10 protein-coding genes are annotated in these 14,486 nt (G+C 55.3%); 6 read left to right on the top strand and 4 right to left on the bottom strand.

The genetic code is table 11. From position 1 onward, the window contains the following. Positions 1-25 precede the first annotated feature (25 nt). The 3 genes from EA20_RS0106540 to EA20_RS0106530 are packed head-to-tail and all read right to left on the bottom strand — an operon-like array spanning position 26 to position 3,945. A complete protein-coding gene (locus EA20_RS0106540) occupies positions 26-1,657 on the bottom strand; it encodes an MFS transporter (protein WP_024966062.1) in 1,632 nt (543 codons plus the stop codon). After that, the gene (locus EA20_RS0106535) at positions 1,644-2,066 is read right to left on the bottom strand and encodes a DoxX family protein (RefSeq protein WP_024966061.1); all 423 of its coding nucleotides are present in this window, start codon (positions 2,064-2,066) and stop codon (positions 1,644-1,646) included. The genes EA20_RS0106540 and EA20_RS0106535 overlap by 14 nt, the downstream gene beginning before the upstream one ends. A gap of 4 nt (positions 2,067-2,070) precedes the next feature. Continuing rightward, positions 2,071-3,945, bottom strand: coding sequence for an amidohydrolase (locus EA20_RS0106530; RefSeq protein ID WP_024966060.1), 1,875 nt, complete (start codon positions 3,943-3,945; stop codon positions 2,071-2,073). A 325-nt stretch (positions 3,946-4,270) separates the two neighbouring features. On the opposite strand from EA20_RS0106530, the gene EA20_RS0106525 reads away from it, so the two are divergent. Genes EA20_RS0106525 through EA20_RS0106505 form a run of 5 tightly spaced genes read left to right on the top strand, consistent with a single transcriptional unit; the run spans position 4,271 to position 11,500 of the window. Then, positions 4,271-4,957 (top strand): hydrolase, encoded by a 687-nt coding sequence (locus tag EA20_RS0106525; protein WP_024966059.1) that lies wholly within the window; start codon positions 4,271-4,273, stop codon positions 4,955-4,957. Between the two features lie 57 nt (positions 4,958-5,014). Continuing rightward, a complete protein-coding gene (locus tag EA20_RS0106520) occupies positions 5,015-5,263 on the top strand; it encodes a DUF1427 family protein (protein ID WP_024966058.1) in 249 nt (82 codons plus the stop codon). A gap of 2 nt (positions 5,264-5,265) precedes the next feature. After that, positions 5,266-5,520: a XapX domain-containing protein gene (locus tag EA20_RS0106515; protein WP_038381542.1), complete on the top strand. Its 255-nt coding sequence runs from the start codon at positions 5,266-5,268 to the stop codon at positions 5,518-5,520. Positions 5,521-5,564: 44 nt separating this feature from the next. Continuing rightward, entirely contained in the window at positions 5,565-5,951 is a 387-nt protein-coding gene (locus EA20_RS0106510; protein WP_024966056.1) for a response regulator, read from the top strand. After that, a complete protein-coding gene (locus EA20_RS0106505; RefSeq protein ID WP_024966055.1) occupies positions 5,948-11,500 on the top strand; it encodes an ATP-binding sensor histidine kinase in 5,553 nt (1,850 codons plus the stop codon). Before EA20_RS0106510 ends, EA20_RS0106505 begins: the two co-directional genes overlap by 4 nt. A gap of 175 nt (positions 11,501-11,675) precedes the next feature. On the opposite strand, the gene EA20_RS0106500 is transcribed toward EA20_RS0106505, so the two are convergent. Further along, on the bottom strand, positions 11,676-12,296 hold the full coding sequence (locus EA20_RS0106500) for a response regulator transcription factor (RefSeq protein WP_024966054.1): 621 nt from the start codon (positions 12,294-12,296) through the stop codon (positions 11,676-11,678). 675 nt (positions 12,297-12,971) lie between these two features. On the opposite strand from EA20_RS0106500, the gene ubiD reads away from it, so the two are divergent. Further along, positions 12,972-14,474 (top strand): 4-hydroxy-3-polyprenylbenzoate decarboxylase, encoded by a 1,503-nt coding sequence (gene ubiD, locus EA20_RS0106495; protein ID WP_024966053.1) that lies wholly within the window; start codon positions 12,972-12,974, stop codon positions 14,472-14,474. The last annotated feature ends 12 nt before the right edge of the window (positions 14,475-14,486 follow it).

Below are 14,486 nucleotides of genomic sequence, written 5' to 3'. Positions count from 1 at the left end.
GATAGGTGGAAGTGAGTGTTGTGATTCAAACGGGTGCGACCAGATAGCGTACCTGTGGCAAACGTTCGTCCTGATGAAAGGCATAAATACGGTTCTGGATCTTCTGATCGTTCATGGTGTAGCGTTCCAGCTGGCGCATATATTCCATCCATGAGCCCACGACGAACGCCTCAACGAAAATACCCGGCTGCAGAATATCTTCGTAAACTGACCAGTTTATGGCACCACCGCGTCGGCGCACGCGGCGCATATCCTGCATACAGAGGGCAAAGGCGTGTGCATCTTCCTGGCGAATAAGGTATTCGTAGCTCACCATCACCGGACCGCGATCGTGATGGATATCCAAAGCCGGAATGGGCGTGCCGATATTACTGACGTCCAGATTGAGGTCTGGATCTTTATCCAGCTGCCAGCGCCGGACAGTCAGCAGGCTGGCCAGAATCATGCCGATGGTGGCCACGCACAGCGAAACGGCGATGCCATAATGGGAAGCAAGCTGTCCCCAGACGGCGCTGCCGACGGTCATTGAACCGAAGAACACCGTCAGATAAACCGCCAGCGCACGCGCCTTCACCCATTTCGCCGCGCTGCGCTGTGCACCGAGGTTCAGGGTGGAGAGCACCGCAATCCAGGCGAAGCCGGTAAAGAACTCAAAGGCGTTAAGCAGCCAGACGTTGCGGACAAACGCCAGCGCAAGCATGGTCAGCGCAAACATCAGGCTTGCCAGCACCAGCAGGCGATCGGGATTGAACCGCTTACGCAGACCAGGCAGCATGACGGCGCCGCAGATAGCGCCGACGCCAATAAAGGCCAGCATAATGCCATAGCCGCCCGGTCCTAAGCCAAGCTCGCGGCGTGCCACCAGCGGCAGAAGCGCCCACCCGGCGCTGCCGAACAAAAAGAAAGCGACGGTGCGGACCAGCACATTACGCAGCACCGGCGCCGCATGTACGTAGCGCAAACCCGCCCGTACGGCAGAGAAAAAGTGCTCTGGCGGCAGACGCTGCACGTTGGGTTCTGCCTTCCAGCGGTAGAGCACCCAGGCGACGCCCAGTACCGAAATCGCATTCAGCAGGAAGACCATCCAGGGACCGACAAACGAAAGAATCAGTCCCCCTAGTGCCGGACCGATCGCCCGGCTGATATTGATGCCCAGCGAGTTGAGCGCAATCGCCGGTCCGAGTTCTTCCTTACTGACCAGATCGGGCACGATGGCCTGAAAGGGCGGGGAACTCATCGCCATGCCGGCGCTGAGCAGGAACGCGGCGATCAGCAATATCACTGGCGTGACGTGGCCAGTAAAAGAGAGCACGGTCAGCCCCGTCGCGGCGATAAAGACCCATAGCTGAGAAAACAGCAGATATTTGCGGCGATCGATGATATCGGCCATCACGCCAGAAGGCAGCGCGAACAGAAACATCGGCAGGCTGCTGGCCGCCTGCACCAGCGCCACGCTCAGCGGATCGGCACTGAGCGTCAGCATAGTCCAGTTAACGCCAACATCGTTCATCCATGAACCAATATTAGACACAACCGTCGCGATCCACAGCATGCGGAATATCGGCTGGCGCAGCGGTTGCCACGGCGAAGCGCCGGTAACCGGTACCACCGCGGCGGCATCCTGTGTGACCTGCTGAATATCATTAACCTGCGCCATAACGCACCTCGCGACGGCGTGCCGATCCGATTCGCCAGTTTCCCGGCCCGGTAATGGCTAAGGTACCGAAGACAATCAGCAGCAGCCAGCCAAACTGACCTTCGGCGATACTCCAACCCGGATGGACAAAGACCATCGCCACCAGCAGAACGCCGATAATAGGCAGGCAGGCGAGTCGGGCACCGACACCGGCAATAATAAAAAGTGGACAGATAACTTCGGCAAAAATGGCCGGAAGCAGGCTCATATAGGGACCGAGGCCAAAGGGATCCTCGATACGCGTCAGTTCTTCGCTGAAATGAAATACCTTGGGCAGGCCATGCACGTGAAGCAAAAGCAGGCTGCCGGTCAGGCGCAGGAAGAACAGCCCCGCATTGATACGGGGCGGCTGAGAGATAAGGTTCTTCATCTTATCAGAAGGCAAAGCAACTGCAGCCGAGCGCGCCCCAGAAGGCGTTATCTTCGGATACAGGAACGTTTGAGCCGCGGGCAACATCGTGCGAATGATTATGTACGCCGCACGGGCCACTACAATGGTGAGCCTGGGGCATCATTCCGACGCGGCTTGCCGTTGGCGGGGCGCTGCGGTAATGGCCCGGGAATTTAACGACCGGTGACCAGTCCGGCAGCACCGGAATAGACGGCGGCGCTTCAGCGCTGAACGATCCTGCCGCATAGACAATGTCGCCATTCACGATCGTCAGCACAGACTCAATGCCCTTGATCTCTTCCTCTGGCACGCTAAAAAAGTCTTTGCTCAGGATGGCGAGGTCGGCCAGCTGGCCGGTTTTAATCTGGCCCTTTTTCCCCTGCTCGCTGGAGAACCAGGCGCTGCCCTGTGTCCAGAGCATCAGGGCCGTTTCGCGATCCAGGCGCGCGTTCACGTCGTACATCTGCATCCCGCCAACGGTACGGCCAGAGACCAGCCAGTAAAGCGCCGTCCAGGGGTTGTAGCTGGCAACGCGGGTGGCGTCCGTTCCCAAACCGACCGGGACGCCAGTTTCCAGCATACGGGCAACCGGTGGCGTATGGCGGGTGGCTTCAATGCCGTAGCGCTCGGCAAAATATTCACCCTGGAACGCCATGCGGTGCTGTACAGCGATGCCGCCGCCCAGCTCCTTGATACGGTCGATGTTACGCTGCGTCACGGTTTCGGCGTGGTCAAAGAACCAGTGCAGACCGTTAAACGGAATATCGCGGTTTACCTTTTCGAAGACGTCCAGCATGCGGCTGATCGATTCATCATAGGTTGCGTGCAGACGGAACGGCCAGCGATGTTCGACGAGATGACGCACCACGCGCTCAAGCTCATCCTCCATGCCCGGCGCCAGATCGGGACGCGGCTCCAGGAAGTCTTCAAAGTCTGCTGCCGAGAAGACCAGCATTTCACCTGCGCCATTGTGGCGGAAGTAATCGCTTCCCTGGCCTGGCGTCAGCATATCGGTCCATTTCTCGAAATCTTCCAGTTCATGTCCCGGACGCTGGGTAAAGAGGTTGTAGGCGATACGGAGGGTCATCTGCTTCTTCTCATGCAGTTCAGCGATGACCTCGTAATCTTCCGGGTAATTCTGGAAGCCGCCGCCCGCATCAATCGCGCTGGTCAGGCCCAGCCGGTTCAGCTCGCGCATAAACTGGCGCGTCGAGTTAACCTGTTGCTCAAGCGGCAGTTTCGGGCCTTTTGCCAGCGTAGAGTAAAGGATCATCGCATTGGGCCGGGCGATAAGCAGGCCGGTTGGATTACCGTTGCTGTCTCGCTGAATCTCACCGCCTGGCGGGTTCGGGGTATCTTTGGTATAGCCCACCACTTTCAGCGCGGCGCGGTTCAGCAGGGCGCGATCGTAAAGATGCAGAACGAACACCGGCGTATCCGGGGCCGCTTCGTTGATTTCATCCAGCGTCGGCATACGGCGCTCGGCAAACTGGAATTCCGTCCAGCCGCCCACCACGCGCACCCACTGAGGCGAAGGCGTGCGCATCGCCTGCTCTTTCAGCATACGCAGCGCGTCCGCTACGGAAGGCACACCTTCCCAGCGCAGTTCAAGGTTATAGTTCAGACCACCACGGATGAGGTGAAGGTGAGAGTCATTCAGGCCAGGAACAGCGGTATGGCCTTTCAGGTCGATAACTTTGGTGCCTTCACAATGGTGCTGCATCACCTCAGCAAGCGTGCCAACTTCAAGGAATTTTCCGTCGCGAATGGCCACGGCGTCCGCCACCGGTTGTTCGCGATCGACAGTATGAATTCTGCCATTGATTAAAATGACGTCAGCTTTACCAAGGATAACCATAGAACCTCCTGAAGAGAGATGCCCGCATCGGGCTCGCTGGCCGCGGACAAAGAACACCCCTGCTGGAAGCGCAGGGTGTGGAAATGGCGAGATTATGGTCAGGTGGGCTGAAGAGCGTCTAGTTATACATACGGATAGGTATACGTTCGTATACCTATACACAGAGATAATAGCCGGGCAAAAAAAAGCCTCATACACTGCGCTCAGACAGTGACCGCTGGTCTGACGAACACATATCTTCTGCGTCAGTTGCCCGGCTGCTGTCTTTTAATTTCCGGCGTGATAACACACGGAACTCAGCAACATAACCTCAATGGGCACAATCATGACCAACAAAAAACTTGAAGTACTGACGCCAGACAACTGCCAGATCATCTTCATTGACCAGCAGCCACAGATGGCGTTTGGCGTACAGTCGATTGACCGCCAGGTGCTGAAAAACAACGTCGTGGCGCTGGCTAAAGCCGCTAAAGTCTTCAATATCCCTACCGTGCTGACGACCGTGGAAACGGAAAGCTTTTCTGGCAACACCTTCCCGGAACTGCTGGATGTGTTCCCAGGCCAGGACATTCTTGAGCGTACCTCAATGAACTCCTGGGATGACCAGAAAGTCCGTGATGCGCTGGCGGCCAACGGTAAGAAAAAAGTTGTTGTGTCCGGTCTGTGGACGGAAGTGTGTAATAACAGCTTCGCACTGTGCGCCATGCTGGAAGGCGATTACGAAATTTACATGGTTGCCGACGCGTCAGGCGGCACCACGAAAGAAGCCCATGATTATGCGATGCAGCGTATGGTTCAGGCCGGCGTAATCCCGGTGACCTGGCAGCAAGTAATGCTGGAATGGCAGCGTGACTGGGCGCATAAAGATACCTACAACGCGGTGATGGATATCGCCAAAGAGCATTCAGGTGCTTACGGCATTGGCGTTGATTATGCCTATACCATGGTGCACAAAGCGCCTTCACGCCAGAAGAGCGAGCACAAGACTCTGGCACCGGTTTCGGCACGCTGATTGTCTTGCAGGCCAGCGTTTAGCTGGCCTGCACTGACTTCTCACAGGAGGGCCTTGATGAGTCCTTTACTGATTTCTCTGGGTGCTGGGGTAGCGATCGGTCTGCTGTACGCCCTGCTCAACGTACGTTCGCCTGCGCCGCCCGCCATTGCGCTGGTGGGGTTGCTGGGCATGATTATCGGCAGCCAGCTTAGCGCGCAGTTTACGCAAGTCACCACGGCGGGCCTGCACATAAAGCCCGCTGAGCTGAGTGCTGGTGCAACAACGCCATCCCGGCTGCCACTGACTGCTGGCAGGGTGGGCTGACGATGCTGAAATCCTACATTATCGCGCTGGCAACCGGCATTCTGGCCGGCGTGGTGTACGCCATAATAGACGTCAATTCTCCCGCGCCGCCCATCATCGCGCTGCTTGGCCTGTTTGGGATGTTAATTGGCGAACAGATTATTCCGCTGTGTAAGAGACTGATCAACCGCCAGCCTGTTACGATGGCCTGGTTTCGCCACGAGTGCGTCCCTAAAATTAGCGGTACGCCCCCGCCTTCAGGTGATAAGCCTTCCTAAGGAAGCCTCTCACGTCAGCGTGAGTATGATCAAAGGATAACAGCATGACGTTGCCGAGGCGTATTGTCGTCGTTGATGACGAACGTTCCGTTCGTAATGGGCTCAGTAACTTAATTCAGTCAGAAGGTTACACAACGCTGGTTTTCGAATCGGGGGAAGCGCTGCTCGGTGACGACAGCGCGATGGCTGACGCTGCCCTGTTTATCATCGATGTGCATCTGAAAGGCATGAGCGGCTTTGAGCTTTTTACCGAACTGACCCGGCGGCTTATAAACCCACCGGGGATTATCATTTCCGGTAACGGTGATGAAGCCATGCTTCACTACGCCATCAGCCTGGGCGCGATCGCTTTTTTGCGAAAACCGATCGAAATTGATACGTTGTTTGACCATATCCGACTGGAACTTTCCTCGGGAGAGGCCCACCCATGAGCGCGATTCCCCTGACGCTACTGTCTGCTGAAACTGAGGGTTTTTTGCTGTCAGAGGAGGTCATCATGACGCCACTGGCACAGGAAGGAAGTATTGAGTGGCTACTTTGCCGGGATACTTCTACCGGTGAAACCTTTACCCTGGCGACGGCCTCCAGCGAGGAGGCCGTTTTTCAGGTCACGCAGTTGCTGAAAAATGAACTTTCGCTGCGGGATAAGCTGTCAGCGCAGTGGGCGGTAAAGCCGGGCGGGCACACCTACTATCACGGGCGATACGCGCTGATTTATCCGGCCTTTAACTACAAAACGCTGGCTGACTCCCCGTTTTTGCCGCCGGAAACTCTGCTGGATTTTCTTAACAGAGCGGTGATGCTCTGTACTGCGCTCGGCCTGATGCATCAGCAGGGAATAGTGCACGGCGACATTAAGCCTGCGAATTTTTTTATCGCGGATGAGGGGGCGTTTCGTCTGGGAGGGTTTGGCCTGGCGAGGATTGCCTCCGATACGCAGCAGAGCCAGCTGCCCGTTACCGGCGGTACGCTGGCTTATATGTCTCCTGAGCACACCTCACGTACGCCTCACCGGGTCAGCAGCCAGAGCGACCTCTACAGCCTCGGGATTGTCTTATATGAGCTGCTTACCGGCAGGCTGCCTTTTGGTCATGTGGAAGAAGGGCACGCGGAATGGGTACATCACCACATCGCCTCAGAGCCGCAGCCGCCCCATCTGCTGCGCAAGGATATTCCAGTCGTTCTCTCCGCCATTATCCTGCGTCTGTTAGCTAAATCGCCGGAAGCCCGCTATCAGACGGCGGAAGGCCTGCTGGCCGATCTCTGCCGCTGCCAGTCGACTCTGATGCCGGATGGGATGCTCGATGCTTTTGCGCTGGGGCTGCAGGATAGCCAGCCTGCCGGAACGATCTCCGATGCGCTTTATGCCGATCATCCGCAGGTTGCCGATGTGCTGGCTGCCTACGAGGATGTTCACAGCAGCGGCAAGCATTCGCTGGTGGCGATCAGCGGCGCACAGGGGACGGGAAAATCGTCGCTTATCGCCTCCGCGGTAAAAATCCTTCAGCAGAAAAAAGCGTTACTGAGCGTTGTTAAAGCGGATCAGCATTCCCCCGTTCTTCCCTATGCGGTCTTTACCTCAGCCTTTCGTTCCCTGACGCTTCACCTGCTTGGTTTGCCTGCCGCAGAGATGGCGCGATGGAAGCTGCAGATTACCCGGATTCTGGGAGATCATGCGGGCTTTGCCGTGAGTCTGATACCTGAGCTGGGCGTGCTTCTCGACCAGAAAGCGAAGCTGCCTCCAGAGGCTCACGTGCTCGACATCCGGGACAAATTCAACGTGATGGCCTGTCGTCTGGTAAAAGCGTTCACAGCGCCGGGCAGGCCGCTGGTGATGTTAATAGATGATCTACATTGGGCCGATCAGGCAACGCTGCAACTGCTGCAAAACTTGCTCAATCAGAGTGAAGATCTTCCTTTACTGTTAGTTATTTCCCATCGGGATACTCTCTCTTTACCCAGCACGGCAGTCGCGGCCAATCTGGTGAAGATTTGCTCGGCAGCGACGCGTGTGACCACGATTATTCCCGAGCCGCTTTCCGTTAAACATATTGCCCGATGGCTGGCCGGTCTGTTCCATACCCGTTCGTCGGCTACCACGGAACTTGCGCAGCTGATTCATGAAAAGACGGAGGGGAATCCCTTATTTACCCATGAATTTTACCGGCAGGCTGTCCGGGACGGGCTGATAACGCACCATATGACGAAGTGGGTGTATGACCGTCATGCCATTAAAGGATCTCATTACGCCGAAAACGTGGCCGCTGGCGTGTTACAGCAGATAGAGACTTTGCCCCTCTCCGTCCGCACGTTACTGGGGCAGGTAGCCTGTCTTGGCGGGTCGGGAGATCTGCTGCTGCTCAGTAAGATCCTCACTGTGCCGGTCAGCGATCTCAAAGCCAGGCTGACGCCCGCCGTGACGGCCCGCCTGATTACGTTCTCCGGCGATGATTACGCTTTTATGCATGACAGAATGCATGAAGCGGCACGGGATCTTATCTCCTCCGGGGAGAAAGATACGTTGCACTATCAGGCGGCTCAGACCCTTGCCAGCATAACGAAGGAAACGGTAAATCACGATCCTCTGTTCAGGGCCGTACACCATATCGCCGCCGTAAAAAATGTCTCACTGATCCTGCCGGATGCAGAGCGATTTTGTGCGCTTATTCTTCAGGCAACGAAGCGGGCAAAGATTACCGGCGACTTTGTTTCCTCGCTACGCTTTCTACAAACCGCCCATGCGCTGAACGCGCAGATCAATGCCAGAGATAATGTCGAGCTGCTGCTGGAAGAGGCGGAATGTGAATTTCTGAACGGTAACCTGACTACAGCCCTGGAACGCTGTACGGCCTTGCTCACGGCGCCCGGCGAGCTGACGGATAAAGCCGTGGCAGCCTGTCTGATCGCCGAGATCCATATGCGGCAGTCGGACAGCCAGCTGGCGCTTGAAACCATTATCGCCTGGCTTGCGGTATTCGGGATCCGGCTCAGTCGCCATCCTGATAAAGCAGAGTGTGACGCCGCCAGAATTGCCCTGAAGGAAGATGTCGGGAAGAATCCCTATACCCGCTTCAGATCGCTGCCGCGGGTTACCTGCCGCCAGACGGAAGCCGTGATGAACCTGATGGCCAGCGCCAGCACGTTCGCGGCCTTCGTCAATCCGCGCCTGCAGTTTATGATTATCTGTAAGCTGCTTCACCTGACGATGGCCAGAGGGATGACCGGAGCGTCAACATTTGCGCTCTCCTGGTATGGTGTTCTGTGCGGCGACCATTACGACGAATACAGCCGGGGATTTGCCAGCGCCTTGCTGGCCCGGCAGCTCGTCTATAAACATGATTTTGCCAGCTACAAAGCACGCACGCTTCTGCCGCTGGATCAGGTCAGTATCTGGACGATGCCGGTGACCTACGCGATTGAACGCGCTAAGGCTACTTTCGATGTTGCCGTGGAAAATGGCGATCGCACCTCAGCCTGCCTGGCGCTCCGGCATCTCACCATGAATTATCTGGCGCGGGGAGACCATCTTGACGCCGTACAGACCTCCATTGAGCGAGGACTGACCTATGTTCGTAAAGCGCAATATCACGATGTGGAAGTCATTATGCAGATGCAGCGTGACTTCGTTTTATACCTGAGGCGTCCGGGCATTGGGGCCTTTACGGGAGAGGACTTTATGCCGCCCGCGGCGGGTCACTCTGTGCCGATAAAAGCGATGCAACCCCTGTTTTTGATGCAGTTCTGGACGCTGCTCTATAAGGGCATGGCGCATTTTTTTGCGGGCGAACATTCCGCCGCCAGCCGTTATTTCGCCGATGCGGCTCCGCTGGCCGAACTTATTCCGGGGCATATTCATATGCTCGATTTCCACTTATACAGCGCCCTCTCTTTATCCATCCCCCTGACGGAGAGGGAGTTCAGTGAGGAAATCCGGGGGCGTTTTATCAAGCATCTGGATAAAATCACGGTATGGTGCATCGAAAACGCGAAGACATTTTCTGATAAAGAGGCACTTCTGCAGGCGGAGCTTTCACGACTGGAAGGGCATAAGTTTCAGGCTGCAGAGCAGTATGAAGCCGCCATGACGCTCTCGCGGGAAGGACAGTTTCACCATATCAATGCGCTGGCCTGTGAGCTGGCTGCCCGGTTTTCGGCCTCCAGCGGGCTGAAGGTTGCCGCTGAGGCCTATATCAGGGGAGCGATGACCGCCTGGGAACTCTGGGGCGCCGGGGCCAGGCTGCGTCAGCTTGAGACCTTGTATCCTCATCTGGTTACGCAGCGTAAGGAAACGGCGCTGAACACCATCAGCTTTAAACAGAATGCACTGATCAGCGATTTACAGAGTATGGTGACGGCTATCCGTGCCCTGACGGAAGAGATCAATCTGGATCGGCTGATCAATATTTTGATGATAATGCTTGTTGAGCGTGCAGGCGCGCAGCACTGCCTGTTGATCCGTTTAACCGAAGGCAATATCCCTGAAATTCAGGCCCGGGCGACCACCACCGCTGAAGGCATTAAGGTCAAAATTGTCAAAGAAACGCCGCTGGCGACCGATCTGCCGCTCTCGGTGCTGACGGCCGTTATCCGCACCGGGCAGGAAATCCGCACCGGCAAACCGGAGCTATTCAGTCCGTTCAGCCAGGACCACTACCTTGTCGCATCGGGGGCGGCCGTGATGTGTGTGCCTATGTTCAAACAGGCGCAGATGGTTGGCGTTCTCTATCTGGAAAACCGCCTGATACCGGACGTCTTTACCGCCGAGCATTCCAGGATCGTCTCAATGCTGGGCGCGCAGGCGGCCGTCTCGCTTGAGACCGCGCGGCTTTACGCCGAACTGATGGATGAAAACATTCAGCGGCGGCGGGTGGAGAAACAGCTTCGCGCCAGCCAGACCTCGCTGATGTTGGGCGAAAAAATCAGTAATACGGGCACGTGGCACTGGCATCTGGAACCCGACATTCAGCTGATATCGGATGAGTACAAGCGCATTATGGGGCTGCCGGCGGAACAGGCCAGCACATCAATGGCGGAATTTCAGAGTCGTGTTCATCCTGATGACATTCCCTCGCTCAGAGAGCTGATTGAAACAAGCGTGCGCAAAGGCACCATAATGCAGGCGGAGTTTCGTATCATCCGTTCAGACGGCGAGTGCCGTTATATTAAAGGGATTGGCGAACCGGTGGACAGCTGGCCGGAGACGCAGGAATACTTCGGTACGCTGACGGATATCACCCACCAGCGTATGGCGGAAGACGCCGTCCGTATCGCCCAGGCCGATCTGGCACGGGTATCACGCGCCACGACGGTAGGGCAGCTTACCTCTTCCATTGCGCATGAAATCAATCAGCCGTTGATGTCTATCGTCACCAATGCGGGCGCCAGTCTGCGCTGGCTGAAACGGGAGCCGCCGCAGCTCGAAAAAGCGCGTGAGAGCATAGAAGAGATCATCCAGGAAGGCAGTCGTGCGGGAGATATTATCCGTGGATTGCAGTCGCTTACCCGAAATCAGGTGTCGGAGTTCGCCCCCGCCAGGCTTCATACGCTGGCGCTGGATATTCTTTCTCTTTCCCGGCTGGAATTTGAACGCAGATATGTTTCGCTTGAGTTGGATCTGCGGGCTGACAACGATCATATTTTTTGTGAACGCGTGCAAATTCAGCAGGTTTTACTGAATCTGGTGATGAATGGCATTGATGCTATGGCTGAAAATACCGGCTCCCGTGTGCTGCGGCTAACCTCTTTCCATCCTTCTGCCGATGTGGTGCGGTTTGAAGTAGCGGACAACGGTGTTGGCCTGAGTGATGACGTGATTGGCAAAATATTTGACTCTTTTTACACCACAAAGGCGGAAGGGATGGGCATGGGCCTCACCATCAGTGATGACATCATCAAGCGCCACGGAGGTAAGCTGAACGCCTGTAACAGGGAAAGCGGGGGAAGCCTGTTCTGGTTTACGCTGCCAGTCGAATCAGTATAAGTCCTCCGGTGGCTCGGGTGTTTTTTTAAAGCATAGCGCCACGTGGTGCGCAGGAAAGCTGCCTGGTGAAGCAGTGGATTGCCGAGGTATTTAGTGATTACGGGGAGGTTTTTCTTTTTCAGGCGGCATGCTGGCGCTGCCTGAGATAATGCAGTGGTATAAACCGGTGTCTGAACTAAACGTTCGGCTGTTTAAATAAGTTCAGTCGTTCAGTCGCTCTGACTAAATCGGAGATGGAGCGTACCTTCATTTTTTCCATCACCCGGCGCTTATGTACCTTCGCCGTGATCTCGCTAACGCCCATTTCCGCCGCAATTTGTTTATTCAGCAGGCCGCTTACGGCCAGCAGCAATACCTCATGTTCCCGTGGCGTCAGTGAGCGCAGGCGCTCTGTGAGATCCAGGTTCTCAAGCGATGTCGCCATCGTCTCTTCGGCACTTCGCAGGGCTTCAGAGACCGCCTGCAACAGAGGCTCCGGCATGACTGGCTTGGTCAGAAATTCACAAGCGCCCGCTTTCATCGCCTTAACGGTGATAGGGATCGTGCCAAAACCGGTCAGGAATATGGTGGGAATGGAATAGCCCCGTTCATGAAGAATACGTGAGACATCAAAGCCATCTGTGCCGGGCATATTGATATCAACAATCAGACAGCTGGGCATCTCATACCCTGGCTGCGCCAGAAATGACTGAGGGGAGGTAAAAGACGCAATAGTATAACCTTCCGAATTCAGAAGATTACGTAGCGCAGCGATTACCGATTCATCATCATCAACGACATAAACCGTAGAATTCATTTGAATGGCTCTTTTAGTAGGCTCATGGAAGCGTCACTGGCTGACAAATAATTATATGGTGTTATGTAATCGCTACCATTCGCGATGGGCTTTCAGATAGTATAAAAAAAACCTCAACATATCAAATTATATAATCCTTTGATTTTTCAGAAATATAAAATATACACACAGTAAATTAAGGGTATTTATTCAGTTTTATCTTAATTTTTTATGGGTTAAGCGAGTGCTTATTGCCATGCCGTTTCTGTAATAAACCCACACACTTTTAAGGTGTTTGACTGGCCGTCTGATATTCGTCTTAAATCATTCTGTGAATGGGGATGTAATAATTCAATACGGACAACGCCATTATTATTCCTGGCGATTGCGGCTGTTTAAAGCAGAACATTATCCGGCTTTTGTTTAAAATTTATGGCAAGTCAGCGTACAGTTATATGAGCTAGTTACTCGTTTTTATCAGGGGTTAACGTTCAGTTTGGGAGTCCGGTGCTGGTGATGGAAACAGGCATCGCGCCGCCCTTTCAGCATCGTCACCGCAGGATGCTTTCCGACAGGTGTATCAGGAAAAATCTGCCGCTACGTCCGATTGGCTTTGTAACCCCCCTCGAAAAACTAAGCATACGTGCGTAATCATCCCTATAATGGCCGATTCACTGACCCTATTGATGAGAAGTCATGAAATACCACGACTTACGTGATTTCCTCGCGCTGCTTGAACAGCGGGGAGAGCTGAAACGCATTAAGCATTCGATCGATCCCGATCTGGAAATGACCGAAATCGCTGACCGTACCCTACGGGCGGGCGGGCCGGCGCTGCTGTTCGAAAACCCAAAGGGCTACAGTATGCCAGTGCTCTGCAACCTCTTCGGTACGCCCAGGCGCGTCGCCATGGGGATGGGCCAGGAAGATGTCAGTGCGCTGCGCGATGTGGGACGGCTGCTGGCCTTCCTGAAAGAGCCGGAGCCACCGCGCGGCTTTCGTGATTTCTTCGATAAAATTCCGCAGTGGAAACAGGTCCTCAATATGCCGACCAAACGGCTGCGGGATGCCCCCTGCCAGCAGCAGATCTGGCAGGGCGAAGAGGTGGATCTGCATAAAATCCCGGTGATGAAATGCTGGCCTGAAGATGCGGCACCGCTGATCACCTGGGGCCTGACGGTCACACGTGGTCCGCATAAAGAGCGGCAAAACCTGGGGATTTATCGGCAGCAGGTGATTGGCAAAAACCGCCTGATTATGCGCTGGTTGTCCCACCGCGGCGGTGCGCTGGATTATCAGGAATGGTGTCAGCAGCATCCCGGCGAGCGCTTCCCGGTTGCCGTCGCGCTGGGGGCCGATCCGGCCACTATTCTGGGCGCGGTTACGCCGGTGCCGGACACCCTTTCTGAATACGCCTTCGCTGGCCTGCTGCGCGGCACGAAATCGGAGGTCGTCAAATGCATCTCAAACGATCTCGAAGTGCCCGCCAGCGCGGAAATCGTGCTTGAAGGCTATATTGAACCGGGTGATATGGCCCCGGAAGGACCTTACGGCGATCATACGGGTTACTATAATGAAGTAGACGATTTCCCGGTGTTCACCGTGACGCACATTACGCAACGTCGCGATGCCATTTATCATTCAACCTACACTGGCCGTCCGCCCGATGAACCTGCCGTGCTCGGCGTGGCGCTCAATGAGGTTTTCATCCCGATCCTGCAAAAGCAGTTTCCTGAAATTGTCGATTTTTATCTTCCTCCGGAGGGCTGTTCCTATCGCCTGGCGGTGGTGACAATGAAGAAACAGTACGCGGGCCATGCTAAACGCGTGATGATGGGCGTCTGGTCTTTCCTGCGACAGTTTATGTATACCAAATTTGTTATTGTGTGTGACGACGATGTAAACGCGCGCGACTGGAATGATGTTATCTGGGCCATTACCACGAGAATGGACCCGGCGCGGGATACCGTACTGGTTGAGAATACGCCGATCGATTACCTGGATTTCGCCTCGCCGGTGTCAGGCCTGGGTTCGAAAATGGGCCTGGACGCCACCAATAAGTGGCCGGGTGAAACCGATCGTGAATGGGGGCGCCCGATCCGCAAAGATCCTGCCGTCACGGCGCGCATTGATGCGATCTGGGATGAACTGGGTATCCTGACTGAGACCACCGGACGCAGTGCCGCCTCCGGTAAATGAATTCGACCCGAC

Origin of the sequence: Pantoea sp. IMH (assembly GCF_000599885.1) — a bacterium.
In the GTDB taxonomy this organism is placed as follows: Bacteria; Pseudomonadota; Gammaproteobacteria; order Enterobacterales; family Enterobacteriaceae; genus Erwinia.
This window is presented reverse-complemented; position numbering and strand designations above follow the sequence as displayed.